The organism is Methylocystis sp., assembly GCF_050251305.1.
Classification (GTDB): domain Bacteria; phylum Pseudomonadota; class Alphaproteobacteria; order Rhizobiales; family Beijerinckiaceae; genus Methylocystis.
In genome coordinates this window covers 41,265-67,537 of sequence record NZ_JBFWNB010000015.1, presented here as the reverse complement: position 1 = coordinate 67,537, position 26,273 = coordinate 41,265, and the positions used below count along the sequence as shown (strand labels likewise).

The following is a 26,273-nucleotide window of genomic DNA, read 5'->3' as shown; positions in this document are numbered from 1 at the left end:
GCTTGGCGCCCTTGATCGTCACCTTGTTGAACAGGATCGTGTTGGGCTTGCACAGAAGGTTCGGCGCGACGACCGCGAGCAGCGTCGTGAAGCCGTCCTTGTTGTTGACCAGCGCATTGGCGAACGCGAGTTCGGCCGCCGAGCCGCGCGGACCCATGATCAGGTCGATATGCGCAACCTCGTTGCCGTCGCCGACCAGCGACTCGCCGACCAGCATCTTGTTGATCACTGCCATGTGTTCCTCCCAGAATTCCTCATGACGGCGCGCACGCTATTTTTAGCCGCGAACGCCTCTACCCCCTCTTCGGCGTCGAGCGAAAATTGCCCGATCGGACCGCTGGCCAGATAGCCGCGAGACCATCCCGCGCGCGCGGACTCAACCATTTTTGCGCGGCCTTGCCAAGATGGCCGCCAGATAATCAGCGAAAAGAACCGCCACCGTCAGATCGGCGCTCGTTCCCGGATTCAGCCCGCGCCGCTTAAGGGCGCGGTCGAAGCGCAACGCCAGTTCGAACGCCGCTTCGCGGCCCGCGGCGCTCTTCATATCCATTTCAAAAACGGCGGCCTCGCCGCGAAGGGTTTCGGCCGCCGCGCGCCCGTGCTTGCGCGCGACATGGCTGTCGGGGAAAGCCGCGAGAAAGGCCGCATAGACCGCAAGAGTCGCGCGCGCCGCATCGGCCCCGCGCGCGCGCGCCTCAGCTAACGTTTTGAGCCCAAGGCCGAAAACGTCGTTGAAGCCGTTGGCGTATTGCCAGGCGATCCGGTCGCGGTCGGCGGCGGCCTGCATCGCCGCGCGCAAGGTCGTTTCTGCCGGCGCGTTGACGTCGTGCTGCGGCGCGTCTCCAAGGCCCGCCGGCCGCGCTAGGGCGATGGCGCGAAACGCGGCCTCCGCGTCCGTCACGTCGAGCGCGCCCAGCACGCGCTCGGTTTCGCGGCGCAGATCGGCGCTCTGCGCCGTCGCCGCCGCCTGCGCGAGCGGCGCGCAGAGCAGGACGATGCCGAGATTGGTGTTCTGCCCGACGCGCGCCTGCGTGGCCTCGACGGCGCCGGCGATGCGCGCGCCGACCGTCGATCGCGCGGCGGCGATGAAGGGCGCGGCGGCCTCGGCGCTGGCGAGGAAATCCGCCGTGGTCATGCCGTGGCCGTCGGCGAAGACGTGCACATTGCCGGGCTTCGGCGCCTGCAGTTCGGCTTCGCAGGCGGTGACGAATCCGTCCGCGATCGCTTGCGGCGTCAGCGCGAAGGTCGCCACTCTAGGCGCGCCGGCGCGCCGCCGCGGCCCGCGCAAGGGCGTCGGCGGCGAGTCGGTCGGCGATCGAAAACGGCGTCACCCGCTGCAGTCCGCTCCAGCCGGCCATGCTGTTCACTTCAAGAATGAGCGGCGCGCCGCGATCGTCATTGATGACGTCGACGCCGGCGAAGTCGACGCCAAGCGCGCGCGCGGCGCCGATCGCGATCTCAGCCTCCCGCGCCGAGGGCGCGACGGCGAAGGGTTTCGCGCCTTGCCGCACATTGGTGATCCAATGGCTCGAACGCCGGCGCATGGTGGCGACGATTTGGCCGCAGGAAACGAGCACGCGCATGTCTTCGAAGGGCGGCCGCGTCGGCCCGACGAAGCGCTGCAGATAGAACACGCCGCGCGCCTCCTCGAGCGACGGCAGATCGCTTTCGCGCTCGATCAGCCGCAGACCCCAGCCCTGCGCGCCGAACAGCGGCTTCATGACCAGCGGGCCGTTGGCGCATTCGCGTCGCGCGATGCCGCGCGCCTGCGCGAGCGTTTGCGCGGCGAAGGTCTGCGGCGTCGGCAGTCCCGCCTGCGTCAGAAGAAAGCTCGCCATGGATTTGTCGGTGCAGCGTTCGATCGCGCCCGCGCCGTTGACGACCGTGACGCCCAGCGCCTCCAGCGCGTGCAGGACGCCAAGCCGCATGGTGATCGCTTCGAGCGAGCCGTCGCCAATGGCGCGGACGATGGCGAGGTCGGGAAGGTCGTGAAAGCCAGGGATGACGAGGCCGCGCGCGCGGCCCGTCTCGATCTTGCACGCGGAGAGCCGCACGGCGACCGGCGTCGCCCCCTGCGCGCGCAACGCGCGGAGCGTGCGGACGACGTGCCAGTCGAGCTTGTCGGTGAAGACCGCCACGCGCGGCGACAAACCGCTCTCCTCGCGCGCGGAGGCGAGCGGCCCCGATCTATCGAGCAGGTCGAACGCAGTCACTAGGCGCCCCGGCGATCACCCGCCAAACGACTTGTCCAACAGCGCCAGATTGATCTCTCCGGCGTGGAACGTCTCGCCCGTCTCGACCGCCGTCACCAGCGCTTCGGCCGGCGAGAACAGGCTGCCGTCGATTTTATAGAAGTCTCCCTTATACGCCTTGAAAATATCCGCGAACGGCCGGCCGTAGTCGCGCGACGTCCTGCTCGGCAGTTTTTCGGCGAGCTCCTTGGCGGCGGCCGACGAGCCCTTCACGAAAAGATGCGCCCGCCCGGCATAGATGATCGCATCGTTTGTGCGGCCCATCGCCTGCACGAAATCGGGATGCGGCGGCGAGAGCGGCGCCGTCGCCACGCCGTCGATGATGTCGTCGAGCGGAAAATGAAGTTCATGCGCCTTGTGCAGCGCAACTTCGAGCACCCGGCCCACCACCTGGACGCCGCCGGCGAGCGATTGGGTCGGCGCATAGATGAAGGCGACCTTGTCCGGCGATACGCCCGAGCGCGACGCGACTTTCTCGACGACCTCCTTCGGCGGGGGCGACCCGCTTTCGAGGACGATGGTGACGCGGTCGGCCAGATCGCGGTACGACAGCTCGTCGAACAGCTTCTCGGCGCGGGCCTGAGCGCGGCCGGGTCCCGAACCGAGAGCGAAGAATTTTTCGTGGCTCAGGCTCCAGCCGGCATATTGGCTGGCGAGGCAGGCGACCACGGGATCGGCGCTGGTCACGGTCAGCCAGAACGGCCATTTGGGCGCCGCCGGCGCGTGGGACAGCGTCACGCGGCCCAGCCCGCCCATGCAGATTTCGGTCAGCAGCAGTCCGGCCTCGATGCCGCCGGGGACTTTCGCGCCGGAGTCGATCAGCAGTTCGCCCAGGCTGCCCCGCTCGACCGACACGCGGTATTGCGCCGCGCCGGCGACGAGACGATCCACCAGCGCGCCTGCGAGGGCGTTGACGCTTTCAGTCGTGCGGCCAGTCGCTTTCAGGCTTTCGCTCATTGTGGGCCTCTCCCTTTTTCGCTCTGTGGCGCTTTCCGCCGTCTCCAGGCCGTTCTAGGCGGTGAGCCTGCGGCCAATTTGTGCGCGGAACTTATAGAGCTTTTCCGCGGAAACGAAAGACAGGCGGCGTCGCAGCTTCGCCGAGGCGCGGCGAAGGAAAGAGGCGCTGAACGCACAGGCAGGATTGGGAGAAGCAAACTTTCAATCTTTTTGGCCCAATCGAGGAAACCAATCCGCTGCTGAGACGTTGAGCATCGCATGTGTGGTTGCGCACATCGGACGGGCGCATTTCGAGTGAAGAGCAATACAGAGAGATTTCGCCGGAGGGGACGAACGATGGATTTGCAGCCGACAGACCGAGACGCCGTGCATCGCACGGTCGGCAATCTTGCATTGAACGACGTGATCTATGTCGCGCTCGCGATCGCCGTCATTCTTTTCGGCAATATGGCCCTTGTCCGCGCCATGGACGTCGCGCTCGACACCCTCGTGCGCTGATCCATCCGCTGCGCGACGCCGCGCGTGACGCCGAATGCGAAGCACGGACGCCGCGCGCGGCGTCTTTGCATATCGGCGCGGCCCATTTCATTGAAGAACTGGCGATTGAAGAATTGGCGTAAGCGCCCTTTCCTCATCACTGAGATTTGAGCGCGCCCTGTTCGGTGTCGAACTGCAGGGCGACGCCGGCGGCGACCGGCGACTGACCCTTTTCCTTGGCCTCGGCGAGACGGTCGAGCCGGACCAGCGCCAGACCTTCGTCTTCAAGCCGTGACCCGGTGACGCCGATTTCGACGTCGCCGAGGCGGATCGCCTCGCCGGGCGCCGGCGCCCCGCCCTGGGCGCGATAGGGCGCGACCCGCCGGCGCACCAAGCCTCGGTGCTTCATCCGCGACACCACTTCCTGCCCGACGAAGCAGCCCTTCTTGAAATCGACCCCCGCGAGGAGATCCATATTGGCCTCGTGGGGAAAGGTTCCGCCATAGTCGAAATCGACCCCGCCAAGCGGCACGCCGGCGTGGATGCGCCGCGCCTCGTAATCTTTCCGCCCATCCTCGGCGGGTATCCTGCCTTTTTCCGCGATGGCGCGGAATCCGAGCGGCCCCCGCGGGTCGGCGGCGAGGGCGACCGCCTCGATCTTCGGCGCCTCGGTCGTGTCCGGAAAGGCGATCGCTTCGAGTTCGTCGCTGCGGTTCGTCACCGTCAGTTTCGAACGCAGTTTGTAAATGTTCAGACGTTTTTGAAGATCGGCGGCGAGATCGAGCGGACAATCGAGCAAATATCGGTCGTCGTCCGCCGCAAAGATCAGAAAATCGAACAAAATCTTGCCCTGTGGCGTCAGCAGCGCGGCAAACCGGGCCTCGCCGGGCTTGAGCGAGGCCACGTCGTTCGTGACGAGATTATGCAGGAAATGGCGCGCCTCTTCGCCCGCAACGTCGATGATTCCGCGGTCATCAAGCCGGATCGCCATAGTCATATCGTTCACTCGCCTCCGCTGACGGCTGCTTGAGTCTCGCGCCTCTTTGGCGCATTAGCAACCAAACCCCATCCGACGACGGCATCGCAAGCGAGGCGCCACCCCATGCCGCAGGTCTTCGACGTCATTCTTTCCGGCGGCGCGCTCGTCAACCAGGACGGGGAGGGCGCGCGCGACGTCGGCGTCCGCGACGGCAAGATCGCCGAAATCGGCGACCTGTCCGGCGCCTCGGCGGGCGAGACGATCGACTGCCGCGGGCTGCACATTCTTCCCGGCGTCATCGATTCGCAGGTGCATTTCCGCGAGCCCGGCGCTCCGCACAAGGAAGATCTTGAATCGGGGTCGCGGGGCGCGGTTCTCGGCGGCGTCGTCGGCGTCTTCGACATGCCCAACACCAATCCGCTGACGACCGGCGAAGCGGAGCTTGCCGACAAGGTCGCGCGCGCGACCGGACGCATGCATTGCGATTTCGCCTTCTGGGTCGGCGGCACGCATGAGAACGCCGCTGAGCTGGGCGAGTTGGAGCGCCTGCCCGGCGCGGCCGGGGTCAAAGTGTTCATGGGCTCCTCGACCGGCTCGCTGCTCATCGCCGACGACGCCGGCATCGCGGAGGTGTTGTCGCATACGCGCCGGCGCGCCGCTTTTCACAGCGAAGACGACGACCGGCTGAACCTGCGCAAGTCGCTGCGCATCGACGGCGACCCGTCGTCCCATCCGGTCTGGCGCGACGTCGAGACGGCGGTGCGTTCGACGCGGCGACTGATGAACATCGCCCGCGACAAGGGCGCGCTCGTGCATGTGCTGCATGTGACGACCGAGGAAGAGATCGCGCTGCTCGCCGAGCATAAGGACATCGCCAGCGTCGAAGTGACCCCGCATCATCTGACGATGGACGACAGCGACTATGCGCGCATCGGCACGCTCGCGCAGATGAACCCGCCGGTGCGCGAGGCGCGTCATCGCGACGGGCTCTGGCGCGGCGTGGCGCAGGGCGTCGTCGACGTGCTGGGTTCGGACCATGCGCCCCATACGCTCGAAGAAAAGGCCAAGCCTTATCCCAACAGCCCGTCGGGGATGACCGGCGTGCAGACTCTCGTTCCGCTGCTGCTCGATCACGTCAACGCCGGCCGGTTGACCTTGCAGCGTTTCGTCGACCTGACGAGCGCGGGTCCGGCGCGGCTTTTCGGCATCGCCGGCAAGGGACGCGTCGCGGCGGGCTACGACGCCGATCTGACCATCGTCGACATGAAGCGGCGCGAGACGATCCGCAATTCATGGATCGCCTCGCGCGTCGGCTGGACCCCCTATGACGGCAAGGACGTGGTCGGCTGGCCGGTCGGGACGTTCGTTCGTGGCGCCAAGGTCATGTGGGAAGGCGAACTCGTAACGCCCTCGCAAGGCGCGCCGTTCCGCTTTTGGGGCGCGCTTTAGCTCTCGCTTCTTCAAAGTTTGCGCGACGCGGCGGAACATTGCGGCGGCGCCCCGGGTTAGTCGCTCATTCCGAAATTGCGCGCCCAATCGCGCGCGTCAGGAGATGAGCCATGCCGCAGGGAGACAAGTCGGCCTATACCGACAAGCAGAAACGCAAGGCCGAGCACATCGAGGAAAGTTACGAGAAGCGCGGCCTATCCGAGAAGGAAGCCGAGCGCCGCGCCTGGGCGACCGTCAATAAGGAAGACGGCGGCGGCAAGAAATCGGGGTCGGGTCGGGGCGCAAAGGCCGGCGATACGGCGGCAAGCAAGGACGGCAAAGGCGGCGAACGACGCGCCAGCTGATGCGTCGCCGCAAACCTCGAGGAGAACGCCATGACCGCGCAGAAGCATGTTCAGCCGAAGAACGAAGGCGAGGGCAGCCGCACCGCCGCCAGACAGTATAACGAGGCCGCCAAAAAATTCGCCCAAAGCGGCAAGGTCGACAAGGCGGCGAAAGACGCCGAGCGGGCGATCGAAGGCGACGAGGCGAAAGAGCTGAAACGCGCCGAAGACAAGGGTCGCGTACATGCGGCGCCGCATGAGCAGAAGCGCGAAATCTGATCTCTCAACGCGCAGCCGGCGGCGGGCTGCGCGCCGGGACCGGGCGCGGCGCGCGTGGTCCTTTCTGACGCGCCGATGAGCGTTGTCAGTCTTCGGTCCAGAAATAGTGCCACACGCCATCGGCGGCGATTCCGATGCGCGTCGCATGCGGCCTGCCTTCGGCGTTGGAGCGCGGCAGGTCGGCGAAACGCACGCAGCGCCACCTTGCCGAGGCCCACCTTGCCGACGCCCATCTTGCGGACGCCTCAGTTTCGTCTGCCGGGGTCTGCGGATGGCGCGCGAACGCCGGCCATTCATAGAGCGTCGTCGGTCCGCGGACGATCTTGACGAAGGGCTGCGAGAAAATGGCGCGGATCAGCGAAATCGTTTCGCGGCCCTTGCGGTCGAAGGAAAGCGCCTTCAAAATCTCGATCGGATCGGTTCCGGCCTTGAACGCGCCGCTCTTGGCGAACAGCGGGCGCGTCTCGTTCCAGTCGATCGGAATGCGCAGCGCCTCGACGTCGCCCGTCTCGCAAGCGGCGAGAATCTTGTCGCGGATCCTGGCGACGGGCGCCGGCAGAAGCGCGAGATCGACGATAGGGGGCGAAATGACGTCGCCGGCGACGCCGCCCTTAAGTTTGCGGTTCATTGCAGCATGTTACCGCGCTCCGCCCGCGATGCGCCAATGCGCTGAAAAGGACCGTTTTCTATGGCCAAGATTGTTTGGGGCCAGTGAAATCGCCATTGTAGGTCGGCGTGTCTTTCGGAGATTGAATGGACGAGCTTCAGCATCAGGGGTCGCCTTCAGGGAAGCAGCCGTCGCGGCGCCTGGAGTCGATGCTTCGCCAGTCGGCCCTCGCGATCCTTGCGGAGCGCGTCTGGCGCGCCGGTCTGGCGCTCGCCACGATCGTCTTGTTCTTCCTGACGCTTTCCTGGCTGGGGGTCTGGGAGTCGGCGCCGCTCGAAGCGCGTATCGGCGGGGTGGCGCTCTTCGGTTTCGCCGCGCTTTATGTCGTCGCCCGGGAAATTGCGCGCGGCTGGCCGCACCGTTCGGCCGCGTTGGCGCGGCTGGACCGCGGCGCCGACGCCGCCCTGCGTCCCGCGTCGTCGCTCGAGGACCGGCTCGCCAGTCCAAACGCCGACGACGGCGTCGAAGCGCTGTGGGCGCTGCATCGTCGGCGTCTGGAGGCCGCGCTGGCGAACACGCCCGTCGCGGCGCCGGATCCGCAGGCGCCGCGGCGCGACCCCTATGCGCTGCGGGCGCTTGCGCTCGTCGCGGCGGTCGCGGCGGGATTCGCCGCCGGCGACGATAAGGGGAGCCGCGTCGCCGCCGCCTTTGACTGGCGCGCCGCCGCCAATTTCGGGGCCGCTGCGCGCGTCGACGCCTGGCTCGAACCGCCGGCCTACACCGGCCGTCCGCCGATCGTGCTTGCGAAGGAAGGCGAGGCGCCGATCGAAGCGCCCGTCAACTCCACGCTGCGCATCCGCCCGCCGGACGCCGGGGTCTCCGTCTCCGGCGAACTTGTCGCCGCGCAGCAGACCGGCGACGGCGCCGAGAAGGACGCGCCGAAAGAACAGGCGTTCAAACTCACGGGCGCCGCGCAATTGTCGCTGTCGGACGGCCGCCGCTTCGATCTCGTTGCGATTCCCGACCGGCCCCCGACCATCGCGCTGACCGAAAAGCCGCGCAACAATGCGCGCGGCTCGATGACATTGGCGTTCCGCGCCACGGATGATTACGGAGTCGTCAGCGCCGAAGCCGTCTTCACCAGGCCGTCCGGCGGGCGGCGCGCGCTTTACGAGCCGCCGCGCCTTGCGCTCGCGCTGCCGCCAGGCGGCGGCGGACAGGGCGAGGCCAAGGCGACGATCGATCTTTCCGACAGTCCGTTCGGCGGCGCGAAGCTGGCGATGCGCCTCGTCGCCAAGGACGCCGCCGACAATGAAGGCGCGTCGGAGCCGGTCGTTGTGGTTCTGCCGCAGCGCCGCTTCCTCAAACCGTTCGCCCGCGCGCTTGCCGAACAGAGACGGAGTCTCGCGCTCGATCCCGAATCTCGCGCCAATGTGCGCGCCGCGCTGGAGGCGCTGTCGATCGCGCCCGAAGCCTTCGACACGCCGTCCGCCATCCACCTCGGTCTGCGCGAGGCGCGCCGCGGCCTCGAAGGGCCGCGCAGCGACGATGAGTTGCGCGGCGTCTCCGAAATGCTGTGGACGATGGCGCTGAGCCTGGAGGAAGGCGATATTTCGCAGGCGGAGCGCGACCTCCGCGCCGCGGAGCGCGAATTGAGAGACGCGATCGCGCGCGGCGACGGCGAGGAGGAGATCGCGCGCCGCGCCGAGGAGCTGCGCGCCGCGCTCGACAAATTCCTGCAACAGCTCGGCGCCCGTCTGCCGCCGCCGGGATCGCCGCTGCAGGAGTCGCAGAGCGGCCCCGACACCGTCACCCCGGACGAGTTGCAGTCGATGCTCGATGAGATGAACAGGGCCATGAAGGCGGGCGACATGGCGCAGGCGCAACGGCTCCTGGATGAACTCCAGGACATCCTCGAAAATGTGCAGACGGCGCAGGGCGCGGGTCAGCATCGGGGGCGCGGCCGCGAAATGGGGCGCGCGCTCAACGAACTCGACCAGCTGTCGCGCGAGGAGCAGCAATTGCGCGACGACACCTTCCAGGGGATGAACGCGCCCGAGGATATGGAGCCGCGCGCCGGGCGCGACCATCGGCAAAACGGTCAGAACGAGCAGTTCAGCGCCGAGCGTCGGCGTCAGCAGGCGCTGCGCGAAAGGCTCGAGCGCCAGCAGGACGCGCTGCGGGAGGGCGGCGTTGAAGGCGGCGAAGAGCTCGACGAGGCGCGTCGGGCGATGAAGGAGGCGGAAGCAGCGCTCGGCAAGTCCGGAGAAGGACGCGGCCGGGCCGTCGACGCGCAGGGCCGCGCCGTCCAGGCGTTGCGCAAAGGCGCCGACAGGCTGGCGCAGCAGATGCGCGGCGAAGGCGACGAAAGCGCCGAGGAAGAGGGGGGAAGCCCTGGTCGGCGGGGACGCCGCGGCCGCGGCCGCGACCCGCTCGGGCGCGCGTCGGGCGACGGCAATCGTCCCGATCTTTATGGAAAATACGATCCTCTCGGCCTTCCGCCGGCCCAGCGCGCGCATCGCCTGCAGGAAGAGCTGCGCCGCAGGCTCGGCCAGCCCGAGCGTCCGCAGGAAGAGCTCGATTATCTGCAGCGCCTGCTGCGGCGATAAACGCCTTGCCGCGAGGCGCGCGCTTCTCTACAGCGCACGAGAGGAGAAGCGCCGCTCATGCCAAGTTATTCAAATCTGTTGGTCATTGTCGCCGTTGCGGCGGTGGCGCTGGTCGTCGTCGCCGGCTTCATCAACATGTTTCGCGGCGGCCAGGGCGCGCCGGCCCGCTCGCAGATGCTCATGCGCTGGCGCGTCGGCCTGCAGTTGCTGGCGCTCCTCATCGTGCTCGGCGTGCTCTACGCGCGCGGCCGCTGATCGTCCCTCGTGACGGCGCGCGCGCTCACTTGCCGGCGCGTTCACTTGCCGGCGCGCTTCGCCAGCCATGCGACGATCAGCGGATCGTCGACCGCGCCCGTCACCGTCATGACGCCGCCGTCCGGCGCGACGAGCGCCGTGAAAGGCAGTTCTCCGCGCCACGCGCTGTCGGCTTCGAAATAGAGCTTCTCGACGAAATCGTCGGCGAAGCCGTAATGATCGGCGTTGGCGAGCCCGGCCTTTTCGATGCGGGCTTGCGCGCGGCTACGGTCCTCGTCGCCATCCGTGTTGACCAGGACGACGTCGACGCCCTTGTGCGCGTCGATGAGCTTCGCCCATTGCGGCAGCTCCACCAGGCAGGGCGGACAGGTCACCGACCAGAAATGCACGAGGAGCGGCCTGCCGGCGTGCGCCTTGGCCAATTGGGCGAAGGCGCCGCGGCCATAGGGTTTGAAGTCGAACGCGGCCGCGCCGCTCGCGGCGAGCGCGAGGACGACAAGAGCGGCGAGAGGCGTCAGCCGGCCGAAGCGATGAAGCAGATCCCGCATTACTGCGTCGCCGCCGCCCTTTTCTCGTCCCGAGGCAGAGGCGACAGCCGATAGCCTTCCTTATGGGTCAGCCACGACAGATAGGCCGCGCCCTTATGGGCGATCAGTTCGGGATGGTCGGAGGCGTCGGACGTTTCCGCGATCGCGCGCGGCGCGCTCCAGCTTTTGCCTTTGTCGCGCGACATCTGCATCGCGATCGTCGTCGTCGTTCCGTCGAACTCCTTCCAGACGCGATAGAGGCGGTCCTTCGCCGCGATCAAGGTCGGATGTCCCGGCGCATGCGCGTCGTCGCCGAATTTCTCCGGCTCGGAGAAGCTTTTGCCCCCGTCGAGGCTGCGGGCGTAGAACAGGCCCTGCCGTTTGTTGCCCTTGGTGAACCAGACGACGTGCCATGCGCCGGACGCATCGATGGCGAGCGATGGACCGTGGTGCGGGCAGCTGTTGATCGCCCAGTCGTCGTCCGACACGCGTGTCGCCGTCGCCTGACTGGCGTCGGCGTTGAGTTTCGCGACCATATGGTCGCGAATATTGCCGTCCAACACTTGGCGCCAGGCGAACACCGGCGTTCCGTCGGCATCGAGCGCGCCCGCCATGCGGCAGCATTCGCAGGCGTGATCGATCAGGATCGACTTGCCGTTGAACGTCCTGCCGCCGTCGTCCGAATAGGCGAAGGCGACGCCGCTCCCCAGGAACTCCTGGCCTTCGGCCTTGGCTTTGAGCGCGTGCGTCTTGTCGAGCCAGCCGGCGTAGATGCGGCCTTTGCGGTTGACGACGATGGCGTCGAAGCGCTGGCCGCCTTCGGTCAGAAGCGGCTGCGGCGTCGAAAAGGTCTTGCCGCCGTCGGTCGAGCGCGCCGTGAAGATCGTGCCGATCATCTGCTTGTCGGGCCGCGTCGTATAGGTCACGAGCAGGCTTCCGTCATTGAGCGGCGTGATCTTCGGGCGCGCGTCGCCATGCGCGTCGATGACGCCGTCGGCCGTCGTCGCGATCGCCGCGGGGGCGGAGAACGTTTTGCCGTTATCCGAGCTGGCGGCGGCGTAAACGGTCTTGCCGACGGAGAAGGCGACCCACAGCCGCCCATCCCTGGCGAAGGCGGGAACCGCGGTCGCCGCGCAGTCGACCTTCGCCTCGGCGCAAGCGGGGGCAGGGTGATGATGGGCCATCGCGGCATGCGACGCCGCCTGGGCCGCCGGCGCCGGGTCCGTTGTGGCGTTTGCGGGGGCCGGGCCTTGCTGCGCGCTTGCGGCGCCAGATCCAACCAACGCCAGCAGGGCAAGAGCGAGACGCTTCATTCTTCCTCCCCATTTCATCGCGGCGGCGTCATCATTGGAAGTTGAAATCCTGCCGGGCCGCAAAGCCGCCCTCGGGGGGCGGCGGCAGGCGCAAGCCGAATAAGATCTTTTCCGCCTTCAGCGCGTGCGCGTCGCTGCTTGCGTTGACCACTCTAACGTTTGTCACCTGTCCAGACGAGTCAATCATGAACAAGACGCGCGCATAGCCCGGTCCCATGCGTGGCGACTCCATCCGGAAAAAACGCGACGAGACCTCCAGGGAGACTCGACCGCGCAATATTTCCCCAACGTGCGCGGCATAGGCGGCGCGCGCCGGGGACATGTTGCGCGCCGCCGCAGCGCCCGTTGAGGCGACGCCGCTTCCGACGACGAGCAGCGCGAGCGTGCATGGCCAGAAGAGAGGGCGACGCATTCTTTCCGCCTTGCGCTTCATCCCTCTCTCCTATTCATCGCCTCAGCCGTGGAGGGACGCCACGCGTCTCTAGTGGAATCTGAAATTCTGCACGCCGTCGTAGGAGCCGCCTGGCGGCGGCGGCGCCCGCATGCCCGAGACGATGGAGCGCGCCAGCTGGCCATGCCGCGGCGTCGACGCCGAAACGACGGCGACGCTGTTGGGCGCGCCCGAGGCGCCGAGACGAAAGCGAACGACAGCGCTTCCCTCGCCGAGGTTCGTCGCGCCCGGCGAGCGCGCGCGGATGAGTTGGCCGAGCTTGCGCAAATAGGCGGCGTTGTCGGCGCGGTTCTTCTTCTTGTCCGTCGATTTCTCGGCTGATTTGTCGCCGCGCGCCGCCTTCGCCTTCTTTTCGTTCTTTGCGCCGGCCTTGTCTTCGCGCGTCTCGGCCTTGTCTTCGCGCTTGGAGTCCTTGCTTTCGTCGCGCTTTTGTTCTGCGCTTTCTTCGGTTTTCGGCTTTGTCGCCTCGTCGAGCGCGCGCGCCGGTCCGCTTGCGCCGAAGGCGAACGCCAGCGCCGAAAGACCGAGCGTCAGTCGAGAAATATGCCGCATCTCTCCCTCCTACAAAAAGCCTGTTTCCTGCGCAGACGCGCGGGGCGCGGCCGTGGTCACTTCGGCGTCGCGCGGAATTTGAAAGTTTGACCGACATCCATGGATCCGCCGGGCGGCGACGGCGCTTGCACGCCCGACAGGATCTTCTTCACTGTTTCGGCGAGCGCTGGGCTGGTCGTCTTGTCGATCGTCACCTTGTCGATCTTACCCTGGGCGTTCACGTGGAAACTGGCCGTCACCTCGCCGTCGCCGGCCGGACTTTCCGACGGCGTTCGCCTGGCGATCGCTGTGTAGAGCACGCCGAGGAACTTGCTCTCCGACATCGCCGGAGCGGCGGCAGGTGCGGTGGTTCCTTGCGGTGACGCGGGCGCGGCGGGTTTTGGCGCCGCGGGGCGCGCCGGCGTGACTGTCTTGGTCGGCGCGGTTGACTGCGCCGGGGTCGGCGTCGGTTTGGCGTCCTCGGCGCGCGCGGCGCATGCGGCAAGCGCCGCGGCGAGGGTGAGCAATCGCGCGAGCTTCATCATGCCCCCAAATGTTCTGGATGTTCGCAGGCGGCAGGCGCGTCGCGCCCGCCGCCGTTTGCGTCAGTGGAAGGCGAACGCCTGGCTGACATGCGCCGCGCCGCACATGCTTGGACCGCGGGACGACGACACGATCCGTCGCGCCAGCGCCGCATGTCCCGGCGTCGATCCCGACGCGGAAATGCCCGACAACCCGCCGCCCGGATTGACGTGGAAGGTCACATTCGCATGGCCAGGACCGAGGCTGGTGGAGCCCGGCGTATGCCGGCGCAGCGCTGCGGCGACGTGCGCAAGACAGGTGGCCTGGGACGCGCCCGAACTGGCGGCGTGTCCCTCAGGCGCGCCGTAGCGCCGGCGCGTCTGAGCCTGCTGACGCTGCTGCGCGCGCTGCACCTGCTGCTGCTCGACCTTCTTTTTGACCTTGTCGACGTCTTCCTTCTTGGCGGGCAAAGGCACCGCGTCGGGCGCCATCACCAGCGGCGGCGGAAGCGCGATCTCCGGCTCCTCGACAGCCTCTGGCGGAGGCGTGTCGTCGGCCTCCGCCACTTCCTCCTGCTCGAAGAAGTCGCCTTCCTGCACGAGGTCCATGCTGATCGAATCGAGCGACACGGTCTTCGGCTTCGGCGCATAGGCGAGAATCGCGAAGACGATCACATGGGCGGCGACGACGGCGGCGGTCGTCGCCGAGCGCAGCCATCCCGGCTTGACCGGCTCGGGTCCAGGCGGACGATCGCCCTCTCGCGCCATATCTTGCGGACTGAGCGCAAGATCCGTCATTTTGGCGCCTCCGCTGGCGCGGCCGCCGGAGCGGCGGCTGCGGCAGGCGCGGCGCGGCCGGGGCCGCCCTTGGTGGCGAGGCCGGTCTTGCTGCGCGAGTTGGTCATGATCGCGATATGGGTGATGCCATTGGTCGCGAGCCGATCCATCACTGCGACGACCTCGCCATAGACCGCCTCGGTGTCGCCGCGGATATGGACCACCCGCGTCTGGTCGTCGCCCATCATCACCTTGATGCCGTCGATGAGCGCCTCCGGCGTCGTTTCATCGGCGCCGAGCGCGATCTTGCCTTCCTTGCCGACCGTCACGACGATCGGATCCTTTTGATTGATCGGCGCTGCGGCGCTCGCCTGCGGCAGGTTCACCTTGACGCCCTTGGCGAGCAATGGCGCGGTCACCATGAAGATGATGAGCAGCACCAGCATGACGTCGACGAGCGGCGTCACGTTGATTTCGGCGAGCGGCTGATAGAGGCCGTCGGTTGCGCTCTGGCGCTGACGAGAGGGCATTCCCATTAGGCCGCCTCCCGCTCGCGACGCGAACGCGACTGATGGCCGCTGCACATAAGCAGCGACTCGTCCTCGATGTAATGGGCGACCTGCTGGCCGACGCGCGCGAAGGCGGCGCCGATGCGGTTGTAGCCGACCGAGGCCGGGATGGCGGCGGCAAGGCCGTAGGCCGTGGCCGCAAGCGCTTCAGCGATGCCGGGGGCGACGACCGCGAGGCTCGTGTCCTGCGACTGGGCGATGCCGGCAAAGCTCGTCATAATTCCCCAGACGGTGCCGAAGAGGCCGACGAAGGGCGCGACCGACGAGATCACCGCGAGGTTCGGCAGGCCGCCTTCCGCCTTGGTCAGGAACTCGCGCGCCGAGCGGCTCATATGGTCGGCGATGCGCGCGCGCTTGTCGCCGATCGTCTCGTCCGGGAGATCGAGCGCAAAAGCTTCGCGCCCGGCCTGCGCCACCGGCGCGAGAACGCCGACGTCTCCGCCCGCGCGGGCGGAGCGCGCCGATTTGGCGATGCGGGTGACGGCCACCACGCCTTCGACGATGAGCACCCATGTCCAGATCGACGCGAGCAGCAACAGCGCCATGACGGCCTTGCCGACGGGACCGGCGTTCAGGAACATGGCGAGAGGGGAAAGCGTGTTGTAATCCATTTCACTCACTCGTTTTCTTTAGGACGCGCTTGCGGCGACCGCGCAGGCCGAGCGTCAGTTTTGATTTTATTGTGTCGTCGCGAGATGAGCGCCGCTCAAGCGGCGAATGCCGCAATCGGACTCGGCGCTTTGCGCAAGCGAGTCCGACGCAAATCCGGGAATTTAGATCGAAGGCGGCGCGCGCGCGCCATTTGCGGCGCTCGAGGCGAAACTTTCTGGCGGCGGCGTCGCGACCACGCTGTGACGGATCTCAGCGGACCGCTCTGCGTCGGGCTGCGTCACCCAGGCGACGCGTTCGGGCAGCACGGCCGAGCCTGCATGAGCCGCCAGACAACAGTCGGGACATTTATGACCGGAGCGCGCCGGCGCGCCGTGGCGGCGCGCTTCGGTCGGCCTCTGCGCAACCGCTGAATCTTGTCCGTCGTGATACGCGGAATGATCGCAGGCGACGTCGATCCGCTCGACGAATGCGTAGGACGGTCGCGCGGCGCCAGACAAAAGAAGGGAAAAAATCAGCGCGCAAACGGCTGCGACGGCAGAAGCCGCGCGGTACCCCCGACGCATGGCGCGCAACTGTGACATAAATGTCTCTTAGTTGATTTTTTAATCTTTGACAACGCGCAGATGCTTGGAGAATCCCAGATTAGCGGTTCACATGCGCGAACGCAGCCGTTGCGGTTAACGGCGCGCGGTCTCGCCAATGCACTCTCGTCGACTCGCCGCTGTCCTCGCGCTCCTTGCGCTTATCGCGACGCTCGCCTCGCCCTGCGCGTCGCTGGCGTCGAGCGCTGTCGCGGCGTCTAACGGCCCGATTGCAAACTGCCATTTGCTGGCGGCCGCATCGCCCCTCGCGCCGGGCCAATCGGACCAGGCGCCCCCGGACGACATGGATCGAGAGGCGTGCTCTTGCGCCCTCTGCGAACTCGGCTGGACCACGCTGCCGCCGGCGGACGATCTTTTCGCGATCCGCAGCCTGGAATATCGCTTCTCGCCACGGGCGCCGCCGGCGCAGGCGCTCGTTACAATTCGCCTCAACCGCAGCGCCCCCGCGCGTGGCCCGCCCGCCTTCGCCTGATCGATCATAACGCATGGCGGCGAGAGCCGCTGGATTCAGGCGCGCCGTCTTGACCGGCGCCAGAAGGAACTACTCGACATGTCTCGCCATTCGCTCCTGCGCGGCGTCTCCGCCGGCGCTCTCGCTCTCTTTGCGTTTTCCGAACTCTGCGTCGCGCCCGCTGCTGCGCAGCAATCGCTGCCGACGATCGACGTCGGCGGCCAGCGCCGCGGCGCACGGCGCGGAGTCGAACGCGTCGCGGGCCCTGCGTCCACGACGAATGTGGCGCCGGCGCCCGGCCCGGCGCCTGCGGCGCCGTCGATCTGGGCGGCCACGCTTCCCGACGGCAAGCCCGCCTTCGTCCAAAAGTGGCAGTTGCCCAATACCGTCGCGAGCATCACGCGCAAGCAGATCGAGCGCCAGATCAACATCGTCGATACGGAAGACGCGGTCAGATACATGCCGAGCCTGTTCGTGCGCAAGCGCAACAGCGGCGACACCCAGGCGGTTTTGCAGACCCGCACCTGGGGCGTCTCGTCGTCGGCGCGCAGTCTCGTTTACGCCGACGATCTGCTGCTGACGGCGCTCATCGGCAATGACAATACGATCGGCGCGCCGCGCTGGGGCCTGGTCGCGCCGGAGGAAATCGACCGCGTCGATTTCCTCTACGGGCCTTTCTCGGCCCAATATCCCGGCAACTCGATGGGCGGCGTTCTGAAGATCACGACGCGCATGCCCGAAAAGCTCGAAGTCTCGGTCAAGAACACGACGACGGTGCAGGATTTCTCGCAGTGGGGCACGTCGAGAGGCTTCGTCAATAACGTCTCGAGCTTCTTCGTCGGCGACAGGGTCGGCGACTTTTCGTGGACGGTCTCCGGCAATTGGCAGCGCGGATCGCAGCAGCCGCTGACCTATGTCACGACGTCCAACTTCTACCCCGGCGGCTATATTGCGACAAACGTCTACGGCACCGCATTCGCCAACGTCATCGGCTCCACAGGCAATCTCGCCAACGATCAGGTCAATGCGAAACTCAAATTCGCCTATGACTTCACCAATACGATCCGCGGCACCTACACATTCGGATTTTGGTCGAACGACGGCCAGTCGTATCCGGAGAACTATCTTTACGCGGGCGCCGGCCCTTATTGGGGCGTGACGACGTCGGCGTCCAGCGTCAACAATGCGCCGTCGCCGGCGCTCAGCAACTCCGTTCTTCAGAACTTCGGAACGCAAGGCCGCTACCGGGTCCAGGAAAAGATCATGGTCAACGCGGCTGCGGTTCGTTCGAACAGCGGCGGTCCGTTCGACTTCGAGGTTTCGGCGTCCAATTTCACCTATCTGCAGTCCGATCAGATCTCGCCCTGGTCCGCCGCCGTGCCTTTCGGCGGCTATACCCAGACAGGGCGCGATACGTCCTTCACCGGCACCTATTGGACGCTTTTCGACGCGAAAGGAATCCTGCGGCCGCCAGAAGGAATATTGCAGGGCCACGATATCTCCTTCGGCGTGCACGGCGACCAATTCCATCTGAACAACCCGGTCTGGCTGACGACGAATTGGACCGCCGGGACGGACGCAAGCACCGGCGCCGCGGTCACCATCGCTCAGGGCACGACGCGCACGCAGGCGCTCTGGTTCCAGGACGCCTTCTATCTCGCTCCCGACCTGAAGTTCACCGCCGGTCTTCGCGGAGAGCACTGGACGGCGTCGGACGGTTATAATCAGGCGGCTGGCGTCAACAATTTTGGGACCGGGCTGACCGGCTCGACATTTTCCTGGCTGCCGATCTATCAGCCGAATCTCTACAGCACGCGTTTCTCCCCCAAGGGATCGCTCGAATATAAATACGACGACGATTGGCGTGCCGTCGGTTCGATCGGCATGGCGAACCGTTTTCCCACCGTGCGCGAGCTCTATAACCTCGCGACCGTGGGCGTGAACGGCGTCGCGACCAACCCCAATCCAAATCTGCGTCCGGAATCGGCGCTCAGCAAAGAGCTGATGATCGAGCGAAAGCTTGGACCCGACGGAGCCGCGCGCATTTCATTTTTCGATGAAGAGGTGCGCGACGCCATCATCAACCAGCTGGTGTCCGTGCCCGGCTCCGCCGCGCAGCTGGTGCAAACGCCGACCAATGTCGAACGCATTCGCAACAGCGGCGTCGAAGTGGCGTTCCAGAAGGACAATTTCTACCTCAGAGGGCTCGAGGTGCTCGGCAGCGCCACCTGGCTCAATGCGCGGGTCATCTCCGATCCGACCTGGGCGCCGAACAGGTCGAACTTTGAGTTCCCCTGGGCGACGTCCGTCGCCGGCAAGACTGTGCCGAACGTTCCGGAATGGCGCGGAACGCTCGCTTTCACCTATCGGCCCGACGACCATTGGGCGTTCACGCTCGCCGGCCGGTATCAGAGCAAGCTCTGGCGCACCCTGGCGAACAATGACCGCGCCTATGGAATCTATTTCGCCTTCGATCCGTTCTTCGTCGTCGACACGAAGATCCATTACAAATGGAACGATCGGTTCTCCTGCGACTTCGGCGTCGACAACATCGGCAATTATCGGTACTTCCTGTTCCATCCGTTTCCGCAGAGAACCTTCTATGTCGCCGGCCGCTATCAGTTCGGCGAGACCAAGGGCGAGCCAGGCCTGTTCTATACGGGGAACGAAGGCGGCTGGCCTGACGTCGGCTCCTGGTTCCAGCCCGTCGCCTGGAATTTCGAGTAGCGGCGCGCCCCTGCCTGGGGCGACTATCTTGGCCCTGTTCCATCGCGCAGCGACCACGCAAAAACGCCCGGGAGGATGCTCCCGGGCGTTTTGTTCGGCGATGATGAAGAGGCTTAGTGCGCCAGCGATTTGACGATCGACTCGACCGTTTTCTTGGCGTCGCCGAACAGCATCATCGTGTTGGGCCGGAAGAACAGCTCGTTCTCGACGCCGGCGTAGCCTGAGCCCATGCCGCGTTTTAGGAACAGAACCGTCTTCGCCTTTTCCACGTCGAGGATCGGCATGCCGTAGATCGCCGAGGTCTTGTCGGTCTTGGCCGCGGGATTGGTCACGTCGTTCGCGCCGATGACGAAGGCGACGTCAGCCTGTCCGAACTCCGAATTGATGTCTTCGAGTTCGAACACTTCGTCGTAAGGGACATTGGCCTCGGCGAGCAGCACGTTCATATGGCCTGGCATGCGGCCGGCGACCGGGTGGATGGCGTATTTGATCTCGACGCCTTCCCCCTTGAGGATGTCGGCCATTTCGCGCAGCGCATGCTGCGCCTGCGCGACCGCCATGCCGTAGCCCGGCACGATGATGATCTTGCCGGCGTTCTGCATGATATAGGCGGCGTCCTCCGCCGAGCCCTGCTTGACGTTGCGCGTCTCCTTGCCGCCTGCAGGGCCGGCCACCTCGCCGCCAAAGCCGCCGAGGATCACCGAGATGAAGCTGCGGTTCATCCCCTTGCACATGATGTAGGAGAGGATCGCGCCGGACGAACCGACGAGCGCGCCGGTGATGATCAGCGCCAGATTGCCGAGCGTGAAGCCGATGCCCGCCGCCGCCCAACCCGAATAGGAGTTGAGCATGGAGACGACCACGGGCATGTCGGCGCCGCCGATCGGAATGATCAGCGTCACGCCCAGCACCAGCGCGGCGAGGATCAGCAGGAACAGCCAGGCGCCGCTCTGCGTGCCGACGAAGAGCGCGGTCAGCGCCAGCATCGCGACGCCGAGCATGATGTTGATGGTGTGGCGCTCCGGCAGCAGGATCGGCTTGCCGGTCATGCGTTCGGACAGCTTCAGATAGGCGATGATCGATCCGGTGAAGGTGATCGCGCCGATCGCCGCGCCGAGCGACATTTCGACGAGACTGCCGGCGTGGATCTCATTCGCGTCGCCGATGCCGAAGGCGCGCGGGGCGAAGAAGGCGCCGCCCGCCACCAGCACAGCCGCCAAGCCGACGAGCGCGTGGAAGCCCGCGACGAGCTCCGGCATTTTCGTCATCGGGATGCGCTGGGCGATGAAGGCGCCGGCGCCGCCGCCGATGGCGACGCCGATCACGATCATCAGCAGGCCGCCGAAGGAGGGAAAATGCGTCAGCAGCGTGGTCGCCACGGCGATCGCCATGCCGATCATGCCGTAGCGATTGCCCTCGCGAGAGGTGGCGGGCGAAGAAAGGCCGCGCAGCGCAAGGATGAAGAGAACGCCGGCGACGAGATAGAGGAGGGCTGCGATATTGGCGCTCATGGCGTCAGCCCTTCTTCTTGTACATGGAGAGCATGCGTTCGGTGACGAGGAAGCCGCCGAAAATGTTCACGCTGGCGAGAATGACCGCGACGAAGCCGAACGCGTTGGCCCACCACGAACCGGACGCCTCTGCGGGGGTCGTGCCTTCGACGCCGGCGGCGAGCAGCGCGCCGACGATGATGACGGAGGAAATGGCGTTGGTGACCGACATCAGCGGCGTATGCAGCGCCGGGGTCACCGACCAGACGACGTAATAGCCGACGAACACGGCCATTGCGAAGATCGCCACGCGAAAGACGAAGGGATCGATCGCGCCGCCGGCGAGCCCATGCGCCGCGGCGGCGGCGGCCGTATGCGCGAGTTCGTCGGAATACTGTTGCGCCTGTTCGGCGAGATGGCGGGCGGCCTCGGCCGCCGCCTGCGCCTTCTCGAGCAATTGTTGCGTAGAGTCGGTCATCGCTTAACGCCCCTTTGTTTGATGTGCGCGCAGGCGGTTATTTGAAACGCTCGTCGGTGACGGCGCCGTCGCGCGTGAGCGCGGTCGCCTTCACCAGTTCGTCTTCCCAATTGATGGCGAGCTGCTTCGTCTCCTTCGAGACCAGCGTCTCGATGAAGGCCAGCAGGTTTTTGGCGTAGAGGCTCGACGCGGTCGACGCCATGCGCCCGGCGAGATTGAGCGCGCCGACGATCTTCACGCCGTCGACGACGCATGTTTCGCCGGGCTTCGTCAATTCGCAATTGCCGCCGCGCTCCGCCGCGAGATCGACGATCACCGAACCGGGACGCATCGAACGCACCATCTCCGCCGAAACCAGCTTGGGCGCGGGCCGGCCGGGGATCAGCGCGGTGGTGATGACGACGTCCTGCTTGGCGATGTGCGACGCGACGAGTTCGGCCTGCGCCTTTTGATATTCAGGCGACATTTCCTTGGCGTAGCCGCCGGAGGTTTCGGCCTGTTTGAACTCTTCGTTCTCGACGGCGATGAATTTCGCGCCGAGCGATTCGACCTGCTCCTTGGTCGCCGGCCGCACGTCGGTGGCGGTGACGATCGCGCCCATGCGCCGCGCCGTGGCGATCGCCTGCAGACCGGCGACGCCGACGCCCATGATAAAAACTTTCGCCGCCGGGACGGTGCCGGCGGCGGTCATCATCATCGGAAAGGAGCGGCCATATTCGGCCATTGCGTCGATGACCGCCCGGTAGCCGGCGAGATTGGCCTGTGACGACAGAACGTCCATGGACTGCGCGCGGGTGATGCGCGGCATGAACTCCATGGCGAAGGCGATCGCCCCGGTCCTGGCCAGTTCGGCGAGCTGAGCGCCGGCGCCGAAAGGATCCATGATCGCGATGATCGCGAGATTTTGTTTCGCGCCCGGCAACTCCGCCGCCGAGGGACGCCGCACGCGCAGCGCGATGTCGGCGCCTGCCAGCGCCGCCCCGGCGTCGTTGGCGATCGTCGCGCCGGCCGCGGCGTAGTCATTGTCCGAGAAGCCAGCGGCGGCGCCCGCCCCGGCCTCGACCGCGACATCGGCGCCGAGCCCGACGAATTTCTTGACGGTCTCGGGTGTGGCCGCGACGCGCGGCTCGGATTTATCCGTTTCAGCCAGTACGGCGATGCGCATGACGAACTCCGGTTGCGGGAAAACCGTCGCCGCCAGCGTCGCCGCCAGCGGTTAAGTTGGCGGAAGGCGACCTTAGCGCGCGACGAAGAAAAACAACCCGAGCAGCAGCGCCGCTGTGCTCGCCGCCGTGATCTTCAGCAGCAACAAAAAAGTCTTGTAAGTCCTTACGTGCTCGGCCCAATCGCCGTTCGATTCCATCGGCGTGCGGATGCTCGCCATTTCGCTCCTCCCGATTCTTGCTGACGCGCGCGTGACCCCGCGCGCGAAGCTGATGCTAAACGAGCGCGAGCCGCAGGGCAACGCCCGCCGCGCGCCGGCGCCTGCGGCGCCCCGACGCGCAGGAATGGCGGCGCGCCTTGCCCGAACCCCGAGCGTTCAGACCCAAGGCGCTTCTCGCCGCCGGGCGCGGAACATTCGCGCGGGCGGCGGCGTTCCAACGCACGTCTGCGGCGCAAGGGCTCCCCAAGACATCGTGAACCCGGAGCGGGAAGATGGGTCTCTTTTCCAAAGACATCAAAACAATCGACGACTTGTTCACGCATACGCTGCGCGACGTCTATGACGCCGAAAACCAGATCCTGAAGGCGCTGCCCGGGATGGCGGAGAAAGCTTCCGATCTGCGTCTGAAGGACGTTTTTGAGCAGCATCTCGGCGAAACCGAAGATCGGTTGCGCCGTCTCGAAAACGTTTTTCAGATCCTGGGCGTCACGCCGAAAGGGGTCAAATGCCCGGCGATCGACGGCATCCTGGAGGAGGCCGACGACGTCTCCGGCGAAACCGCCGACGAAGCCGTGCTTGACGCCGCGCTGATCGCGAGCGCTCAGGCCGTCGCGCATTATGCGATCGCGCGCTACGGCGCGCTGTTCGCCTGGGCGAAGGCGCTCGGCCGCGAGGAGTGTGCGCAGCTGCTGTCCGAAACGCTCGCCGAAGAGAAGAACGCCGACAGGAATCTGTCGTCTCTTGCCGAAGGCCGCATCAACCGCAAGGCCGCCTGACAGGACAATGCGCCGCGCCCGGCGCCCATTCGATCAGCCGGCGGCGCAATACAAAAAAGCCCCGGACGTTCGGTCCGGGGCTTCGTTCGATAGGGGCTCTGTCGAGCGGCTTAGAAGTCCATGCCGCCCATGCCGCCGCCCGGCATCGCCGGCGGGGCTTCCTTCTTCGGCGCTTCGGTGATCGTCGCCTCGGTGGTGATGATCAGGCCGGCGATCGAAGCGGCGTCCTGCAGCGCGGTGCGCACGACCTTGGTCGGGTCGATGATGCCGAGCTTCATCAGATCGCCGTATTCGCCCTTCTGCGCGTCGAAGCCGTAGCCGTATTCGGACGCTTCCAGCAGCTTGCCGACCACCACGGCGCCGTCGCCGCCGGCGTTGTCGACGATCTGGCGCGCCGGCGCCTGGATCGCCTTGCGGACGATGTCGACGCCGGTCTGCTGATCCGGATTGCCGACCTTGACGCCTTCGAGCGCCTTGATCGCGCGCAGCAGCGCCACGCCGCCGCCCGGCGACACGCCTTCCTCGACCGCCGCGCGGGTGGCGTTGAGGGCGTCGTCGACGCGATCCTTCTTCTCTTTGACTTCGACCTCGGTCGCGCCGCCGACGCGGATCACCGCGACGCCGCCCGCGAGCTTGGCGAGACGCTCCTGGAGCTTCTCGCGATCATAGTCGGAGGTCGTCTCTTCGATCTGGCCCTTGATCTGAGCGATGCGGGCCTCGATGTCCTTCTTCTCGCCGGCGCCGTCGATGATCGTCGTGTTCTCTTTCTCGATGCGCACGCGCTTGGCGCGGCCGAGCATGTTGAGCGTGACATTCTCGAGCTTGATGCCGAGATCCTCGGCGATCAACTGGCCGCCTGTGAGAATGGCGATGTCTTCGAGCATCGCCTTGCGACGATCGCCGAAGCCCGGCGCCTTGACGGCCGCGATCTTCAGGCCGCCGCGCAGCTTGTTGACGACCAGCGTCGCGAGCGCCTCGCCTTCGACGTCCTCGGCGACGATGAGCAGCGGCTTGCCGGTCTGCACAACGGCTTCGAGGATCGGCAGCAGCGGCTGCAGCGTCGAAAGCTTCTTCTCGTGGATGAGAATATAAGGATCGTCGAGTTCGGCGATCATCTTCTCGGCGTTCGTGATGAAGTAGGGCGACAGATAGCCGCGATCGAACTGCATGCCCTCGACGATGTCGGTCTCGGTCTCGAGGCTCTTGGCCTCCTCGACCGTGATCACGCCCTCATTGCCGACCTTCTGCATCGCCTTGGCGATCTCTTCGCCGATGAAGCTGTCGCCATTGGCCGAGATGGTGCCGACCTGGGCGATCTCGTCGTTCGACGTGACCTTCTTCGAATGCTGCTTGAGATCGGCGACGATGGCTTCGACGGCGAGATCGACGCCGCGCTTCAGATCCATCGGATTAAGGCCGGCGGCGACCGCCTTGGAGCCTTCGCGGGCGATCGAAGCGGCGAGAACCGTCGCCGTGGTCGTGCCGTCGCCGGCGATGTCGTTCTGCTTGGAGGCGACTTCGCGGACCAGCTGGGCGCCGAGATTCTCGAACTTGTCGGCAAGCTCGATCTCCTTGGCGACGGTGACCCCGTCCTTGCTGATGCGCGGGGCGCCGAAGGACTTCTCGATGACGACATTGCGGCCTTTCGGGCCGAGCGTCACTTTGACGGCGTTGTTGAGGATTTCGACGCCGCGCAGAATGCGGTCGCGGGCGTCAGTCGAGAAACGGACGTCTTTTGCAGCCATTTAGAATTCTCCTAAAGATTGGAAGCGAACGGCGGCGTCGAGTCAGTCGACGATGCCGAGAATGTCGCTTTCCTTCATGATGAGCAGGTCATCGCCGTCGATCTTGACTTCGGTGCCGGACCATTTGCCGAACAGCACGCGATCGCCGGACTTGACGTCGAGCGGGTTCAGCTTGCCGTTTTCGTCGCGGGCGCCCGGGCCGACGGAGACCACCTTGCCCTCTTGCGGCTTCTCTTTCGCGGAATCCGGAATGATGATGCCGCCTTTGGTCTTTTCCTCGCCTTCGAGTCGCTTGACCACGACGCGGTCGTGGAGGGGACGGAACGCCATTGTGAATCTTTCCTTTTCTGGCCTGACGGGGGTCTGCCCCGCCAAAAAGGGATATGCGAACGCTTGTTGGCACTCATAAAAGGCGAGTGCCAACAAGCGCCCTGCAAATAGGTGCGGCCTCCCCGCCTGTCAAGCCGCGGTTCGCGAGAGGAAAGTCTGCGGCGAACTTTTCTTTTTCCGCTGCGGGCCTTATTGCTGCCGGCGTCCGTCGGAGACGCCGTTTGCCGCCACGCTTCACAATGCGCGCCCTGTCGCCCCGGGCCTGGGGACTTGCCGCGGCGCTCGCCGCTCTGGCGCTCGACCAGGCGCATAAATTCTGGATGCTGCATATTTTTGACGTCGCGACGCGTCCGCCGATGACGCTTGCGCCGTTCCTCGACGTGGTGCTCTCCTGGAACTACGGCGTCTCCTATTCGCTGTTTCCGGCCCATGAGGCCATGGCCCGCCTTGCGCTGCTGATCGTCCAGGGCGCGATCATCGCCGGCCTGGCGGTCTGGATGACGCGCACCGAAAGCCGCGCCACGGCGCTGGCGCTCGGCCTCATTATCGGCGGCGCGCTCGGCAACGCCGCCGACCGCATCACGCGCGGCGCGGTCGCCGATTTCTTCTATCTGCACACCAGCCTGCCGGTCGGGCCGCTCGCCAACTATGTGTTCAACCTGGCCGACGTGTTTATCACCGCAGGGGTGGCGCTGCTGGTCATTGAAGGGTTTTTCCTGCCTCAGGAGCGGCGCGCCGAGACCTGAACCGGGTTCAGCGCGCCGAAACCGGGCCTTCGCCACTAAATCGCCAATAAGTCGCG

The 26,273-nt window shown here is 66.1% G+C and carries 30 protein-coding genes; 10 read left to right on the top strand and 20 right to left on the bottom strand.

The window, feature by feature from the left end:
• The 4 genes from AB7F41_RS07535 to mch all read right to left on the bottom strand — a co-directional run.
• A partial coding sequence (locus tag AB7F41_RS07535; RefSeq protein WP_428382880.1) for a formaldehyde-activating enzyme occupies positions 1-235 on the bottom strand: 235 nt, incomplete at its 3' end.
• Between the two features lie 141 nt (positions 236-376).
• A complete protein-coding gene (locus AB7F41_RS07530) occupies positions 377-1,252 on the bottom strand; it encodes a triphosphoribosyl-dephospho-CoA synthase (protein ID WP_428382882.1) in 876 nt (291 codons plus the stop codon).
• A gap of 1 nt (position 1,253) precedes the next feature.
• Entirely contained in the window at positions 1,254-2,213 is a 960-nt protein-coding gene (locus AB7F41_RS07525; RefSeq protein ID WP_428382884.1) for an ATP-grasp domain-containing protein, read from the bottom strand.
• A gap of 15 nt (positions 2,214-2,228) precedes the next feature.
• Positions 2,229-3,209 (bottom strand): methenyltetrahydromethanopterin cyclohydrolase, encoded by a 981-nt coding sequence (mch, locus tag AB7F41_RS07520; RefSeq protein WP_428382886.1) that lies wholly within the window; start codon positions 3,207-3,209, stop codon positions 2,229-2,231.
• Positions 3,210-3,545: 336 nt separating this feature from the next.
• Between mch and AB7F41_RS07515 the strand changes: the two genes are divergently transcribed.
• Positions 3,546-3,707, top strand: a complete 162-nt coding sequence (locus AB7F41_RS07515) for a hypothetical protein (protein ID WP_428382888.1) — start codon at positions 3,546-3,548, stop codon at positions 3,705-3,707.
• Positions 3,708-3,843: 136 nt separating this feature from the next.
• Here AB7F41_RS07515 and AB7F41_RS07510 read toward each other — a convergent pair whose 3' ends face one another.
• Entirely contained in the window at positions 3,844-4,683 is an 840-nt protein-coding gene (locus tag AB7F41_RS07510) for a YgfZ/GcvT domain-containing protein (RefSeq protein ID WP_428383001.1), read from the bottom strand.
• A 105-nt stretch (positions 4,684-4,788) separates the two neighbouring features.
• Here AB7F41_RS07510 and AB7F41_RS07505 point away from each other — a divergent pair, with 105 nt between their 5' ends.
• From AB7F41_RS07505 to AB7F41_RS07495, 3 genes are all read left to right on the top strand, one after another.
• Positions 4,789-6,114 carry a dihydroorotase gene (locus AB7F41_RS07505; RefSeq protein WP_428382890.1) on the top strand — a complete coding sequence of 442 codons (1,326 nt, stop codon included), beginning with the start codon at positions 4,789-4,791 and terminating at the stop codon, positions 6,112-6,114.
• Positions 6,115-6,224: 110 nt separating this feature from the next.
• Positions 6,225-6,458, top strand: coding sequence for a plasmid stabilization protein (locus AB7F41_RS07500; RefSeq protein ID WP_428382892.1), 234 nt, complete (start codon positions 6,225-6,227; stop codon positions 6,456-6,458).
• A 30-nt stretch (positions 6,459-6,488) separates the two neighbouring features.
• Positions 6,489-6,716 carry a hypothetical protein gene (locus AB7F41_RS07495; protein ID WP_428382894.1) on the top strand — a complete coding sequence of 76 codons (228 nt, stop codon included), beginning with the start codon at positions 6,489-6,491 and terminating at the stop codon, positions 6,714-6,716.
• 85 nt (positions 6,717-6,801) lie between these two features.
• On the opposite strand, the gene AB7F41_RS07490 is transcribed toward AB7F41_RS07495, so the two are convergent.
• Positions 6,802-7,344, bottom strand: a complete 543-nt coding sequence (locus AB7F41_RS07490; RefSeq protein ID WP_428382895.1) for a hypothetical protein — start codon at positions 7,342-7,344, stop codon at positions 6,802-6,804.
• A 125-nt stretch (positions 7,345-7,469) separates the two neighbouring features.
• On the opposite strand from AB7F41_RS07490, the gene AB7F41_RS07485 reads away from it, so the two are divergent.
• Together AB7F41_RS07485 and AB7F41_RS07480 are read left to right on the top strand one after the other, a co-directional pair.
• Positions 7,470-9,932, top strand: a complete 2,463-nt coding sequence (locus AB7F41_RS07485) for a TIGR02302 family protein (RefSeq protein WP_428382897.1) — start codon at positions 7,470-7,472, stop codon at positions 9,930-9,932.
• A 57-nt stretch (positions 9,933-9,989) separates the two neighbouring features.
• Positions 9,990-10,187 (top strand): twin transmembrane helix small protein, encoded by a 198-nt coding sequence (locus AB7F41_RS07480; protein WP_428382898.1) that lies wholly within the window; start codon positions 9,990-9,992, stop codon positions 10,185-10,187.
• Between the two features lie 41 nt (positions 10,188-10,228).
• Here AB7F41_RS07480 and AB7F41_RS07475 read toward each other — a convergent pair whose 3' ends face one another.
• From AB7F41_RS07475 to AB7F41_RS07440, 8 genes are all read right to left on the bottom strand, one after another.
• The gene (locus AB7F41_RS07475; RefSeq protein WP_428382899.1) at positions 10,229-10,735 is read right to left on the bottom strand and encodes a TlpA family protein disulfide reductase; all 507 of its coding nucleotides are present in this window, start codon (positions 10,733-10,735) and stop codon (positions 10,229-10,231) included.
• Complete coding sequence (locus tag AB7F41_RS07470) at positions 10,735-12,027, bottom strand: sialidase family protein (protein ID WP_428382901.1); 1,293 nt, start codon at positions 12,025-12,027, stop codon at positions 10,735-10,737. The genes AB7F41_RS07475 and AB7F41_RS07470 overlap by 1 nt, the downstream gene beginning before the upstream one ends.
• A 31-nt stretch (positions 12,028-12,058) precedes the next feature.
• Positions 12,059-12,439: an energy transducer TonB family protein gene (locus AB7F41_RS07465; RefSeq protein WP_428382903.1), complete on the bottom strand. Its 381-nt coding sequence runs from the start codon at positions 12,437-12,439 to the stop codon at positions 12,059-12,061.
• A 69-nt stretch (positions 12,440-12,508) separates the two neighbouring features.
• A complete protein-coding gene (locus AB7F41_RS07460; RefSeq protein ID WP_428382905.1) occupies positions 12,509-13,030 on the bottom strand; it encodes a hypothetical protein in 522 nt (173 codons plus the stop codon).
• Between the two features lie 56 nt (positions 13,031-13,086).
• Complete coding sequence (locus AB7F41_RS07455) at positions 13,087-13,554, bottom strand: energy transducer TonB (protein ID WP_428382906.1); 468 nt, start codon at positions 13,552-13,554, stop codon at positions 13,087-13,089.
• A gap of 60 nt (positions 13,555-13,614) precedes the next feature.
• Entirely contained in the window at positions 13,615-14,328 is a 714-nt protein-coding gene (locus tag AB7F41_RS07450; protein WP_428382908.1) for an energy transducer TonB, read from the bottom strand.
• Positions 14,325-14,843, bottom strand: a complete 519-nt coding sequence (locus AB7F41_RS07445; RefSeq protein ID WP_428382909.1) for an ExbD/TolR family protein — start codon at positions 14,841-14,843, stop codon at positions 14,325-14,327. The genes AB7F41_RS07450 and AB7F41_RS07445 overlap by 4 nt, the downstream gene beginning before the upstream one ends.
• The gene (locus AB7F41_RS07440; RefSeq protein WP_428382911.1) at positions 14,843-15,487 is read right to left on the bottom strand and encodes a MotA/TolQ/ExbB proton channel family protein; all 645 of its coding nucleotides are present in this window, start codon (positions 15,485-15,487) and stop codon (positions 14,843-14,845) included. The genes AB7F41_RS07445 and AB7F41_RS07440 overlap by 1 nt, the downstream gene beginning before the upstream one ends.
• Positions 15,488-16,187: 700 nt before the next feature.
• Between AB7F41_RS07440 and AB7F41_RS07435 the strand changes: the two genes are divergently transcribed.
• Both AB7F41_RS07435 and AB7F41_RS07430 read left to right on the top strand, forming a co-directional pair.
• A complete protein-coding gene (locus AB7F41_RS07435) occupies positions 16,188-16,562 on the top strand; it encodes a hypothetical protein (protein ID WP_428382913.1) in 375 nt (124 codons plus the stop codon).
• Positions 16,563-16,640: 78 nt separating this feature from the next.
• Positions 16,641-19,268, top strand: coding sequence for a TonB-dependent receptor (locus AB7F41_RS07430; RefSeq protein ID WP_428382915.1), 2,628 nt, complete (start codon positions 16,641-16,643; stop codon positions 19,266-19,268).
• Positions 19,269-19,381: 113 nt separating this feature from the next.
• On the opposite strand, the gene AB7F41_RS07425 is transcribed toward AB7F41_RS07430, so the two are convergent.
• From AB7F41_RS07425 to AB7F41_RS07410, 4 genes are all read right to left on the bottom strand, one after another.
• Positions 19,382-20,779: an NAD(P)(+) transhydrogenase (Re/Si-specific) subunit beta gene (locus AB7F41_RS07425; protein WP_428382916.1), complete on the bottom strand. Its 1,398-nt coding sequence runs from the start codon at positions 20,777-20,779 to the stop codon at positions 19,382-19,384.
• A gap of 4 nt (positions 20,780-20,783) precedes the next feature.
• Entirely contained in the window at positions 20,784-21,236 is a 453-nt protein-coding gene (locus AB7F41_RS07420; protein ID WP_428382917.1) for an NAD(P) transhydrogenase subunit alpha, read from the bottom strand.
• Positions 21,237-21,273: 37 nt separating this feature from the next.
• Positions 21,274-22,401: a Re/Si-specific NAD(P)(+) transhydrogenase subunit alpha gene (locus AB7F41_RS07415; RefSeq protein WP_428382919.1), complete on the bottom strand. Its 1,128-nt coding sequence runs from the start codon at positions 22,399-22,401 to the stop codon at positions 21,274-21,276.
• A gap of 72 nt (positions 22,402-22,473) precedes the next feature.
• Positions 22,474-22,620, bottom strand: coding sequence for an aa3-type cytochrome c oxidase subunit IV (locus AB7F41_RS07410; protein WP_428382921.1), 147 nt, complete (start codon positions 22,618-22,620; stop codon positions 22,474-22,476).
• 272 nt (positions 22,621-22,892) lie between these two features.
• Between AB7F41_RS07410 and AB7F41_RS07405 the strand changes: the two genes are divergently transcribed.
• Entirely contained in the window at positions 22,893-23,396 is a 504-nt protein-coding gene (locus AB7F41_RS07405; protein ID WP_428382922.1) for a ferritin-like domain-containing protein, read from the top strand.
• Between the two features lie 110 nt (positions 23,397-23,506).
• Here AB7F41_RS07405 and groL read toward each other — a convergent pair whose 3' ends face one another.
• Together groL and groES are read right to left on the bottom strand one after the other, a co-directional pair.
• Positions 23,507-25,141, bottom strand: coding sequence for a chaperonin GroEL (gene groL, locus AB7F41_RS07400; protein ID WP_428382924.1), 1,635 nt, complete (start codon positions 25,139-25,141; stop codon positions 23,507-23,509).
• Between the two features lie 42 nt (positions 25,142-25,183).
• The gene (gene groES / locus AB7F41_RS07395) at positions 25,184-25,471 is read right to left on the bottom strand and encodes a co-chaperone GroES (protein ID WP_428382926.1); all 288 of its coding nucleotides are present in this window, start codon (positions 25,469-25,471) and stop codon (positions 25,184-25,186) included.
• A gap of 239 nt (positions 25,472-25,710) precedes the next feature.
• On the opposite strand from groES, the gene lspA reads away from it, so the two are divergent.
• Entirely contained in the window at positions 25,711-26,217 is a 507-nt protein-coding gene (gene lspA, locus AB7F41_RS07390; RefSeq protein ID WP_428382928.1) for a signal peptidase II, read from the top strand.
• The last annotated feature ends 56 nt before the right edge of the window (positions 26,218-26,273 follow it).

Coding starts and splice junctions, on each gene's coding strand:
- AB7F41_RS07435 (WP_428382913.1), top strand. CDS start 16,188: ATGCACTCTCGTCGACTCGCCGCTGTCCTCGCGCTCCTTGCGCTTATC.
- lspA (WP_428382928.1), top strand. CDS start 25,711: ATGCGCGCCCTGTCGCCCCGGGCCTGGGGACTTGCCGCGGCGCTCGCC.
- AB7F41_RS07470 (WP_428382901.1), bottom strand. CDS start 12,027: ATGAAGCGTCTCGCTCTTGCCCTGCTGGCGTTGGTTGGATCTGGCGCC.
- AB7F41_RS07455 (WP_428382906.1), bottom strand. CDS start 13,554: ATGATGAAGCTCGCGCGATTGCTCACCCTCGCCGCGGCGCTTGCCGCA.
- AB7F41_RS07515 (WP_428382888.1), top strand. CDS start 3,546: ATGGATTTGCAGCCGACAGACCGAGACGCCGTGCATCGCACGGTCGGC.
- AB7F41_RS07500 (WP_428382892.1), top strand. CDS start 6,225: ATGCCGCAGGGAGACAAGTCGGCCTATACCGACAAGCAGAAACGCAAG.
- AB7F41_RS07410 (WP_428382921.1), bottom strand. CDS start 22,620: ATGGCGAGCATCCGCACGCCGATGGAATCGAACGGCGATTGGGCCGAG.
- AB7F41_RS07440 (WP_428382911.1), bottom strand. CDS start 15,487: ATGGATTACAACACGCTTTCCCCTCTCGCCATGTTCCTGAACGCCGGT.
- AB7F41_RS07405 (WP_428382922.1), top strand. CDS start 22,893: ATGGGTCTCTTTTCCAAAGACATCAAAACAATCGACGACTTGTTCACG.
- AB7F41_RS07465 (WP_428382903.1), bottom strand. CDS start 12,439: ATGCGTCGCCCTCTCTTCTGGCCATGCACGCTCGCGCTGCTCGTCGTC.
- mch (WP_428382886.1), bottom strand. CDS start 3,209: ATGAGCGAAAGCCTGAAAGCGACTGGCCGCACGACTGAAAGCGTCAAC.
- AB7F41_RS07510 (WP_428383001.1), bottom strand. CDS start 4,683: ATGACTATGGCGATCCGGCTTGATGACCGCGGAATCATCGACGTTGCG.
- AB7F41_RS07495 (WP_428382894.1), top strand. CDS start 6,489: ATGACCGCGCAGAAGCATGTTCAGCCGAAGAACGAAGGCGAGGGCAGC.
- AB7F41_RS07485 (WP_428382897.1), top strand. CDS start 7,470: ATGGACGAGCTTCAGCATCAGGGGTCGCCTTCAGGGAAGCAGCCGTCG.
- AB7F41_RS07475 (WP_428382899.1), bottom strand. CDS start 10,735: ATGCGGGATCTGCTTCATCGCTTCGGCCGGCTGACGCCTCTCGCCGCT.
- groL (WP_428382924.1), bottom strand. CDS start 25,141: ATGGCTGCAAAAGACGTCCGTTTCTCGACTGACGCCCGCGACCGCATT.
- AB7F41_RS07490 (WP_428382895.1), bottom strand. CDS start 7,344: ATGAACCGCAAACTTAAGGGCGGCGTCGCCGGCGACGTCATTTCGCCC.
- AB7F41_RS07460 (WP_428382905.1), bottom strand. CDS start 13,030: ATGCGGCATATTTCTCGACTGACGCTCGGTCTTTCGGCGCTGGCGTTC.
- AB7F41_RS07425 (WP_428382916.1), bottom strand. CDS start 20,779: ATGAGCGCCAATATCGCAGCCCTCCTCTATCTCGTCGCCGGCGTTCTC.
- AB7F41_RS07480 (WP_428382898.1), top strand. CDS start 9,990: ATGCCAAGTTATTCAAATCTGTTGGTCATTGTCGCCGTTGCGGCGGTG.
- AB7F41_RS07450 (WP_428382908.1), bottom strand. CDS start 14,328: ATGACGGATCTTGCGCTCAGTCCGCAAGATATGGCGCGAGAGGGCGAT.
- AB7F41_RS07445 (WP_428382909.1), bottom strand. CDS start 14,843: ATGGGAATGCCCTCTCGTCAGCGCCAGAGCGCAACCGACGGCCTCTAT.
- AB7F41_RS07505 (WP_428382890.1), top strand. CDS start 4,789: ATGCCGCAGGTCTTCGACGTCATTCTTTCCGGCGGCGCGCTCGTCAAC.
- AB7F41_RS07420 (WP_428382917.1), bottom strand. CDS start 21,236: ATGACCGACTCTACGCAACAATTGCTCGAGAAGGCGCAGGCGGCGGCC.
- AB7F41_RS07430 (WP_428382915.1), top strand. CDS start 16,641: ATGTCTCGCCATTCGCTCCTGCGCGGCGTCTCCGCCGGCGCTCTCGCT.
- AB7F41_RS07415 (WP_428382919.1), bottom strand. CDS start 22,401: ATGCGCATCGCCGTACTGGCTGAAACGGATAAATCCGAGCCGCGCGTC.
- groES (WP_428382926.1), bottom strand. CDS start 25,471: ATGGCGTTCCGTCCCCTCCACGACCGCGTCGTGGTCAAGCGACTCGAA.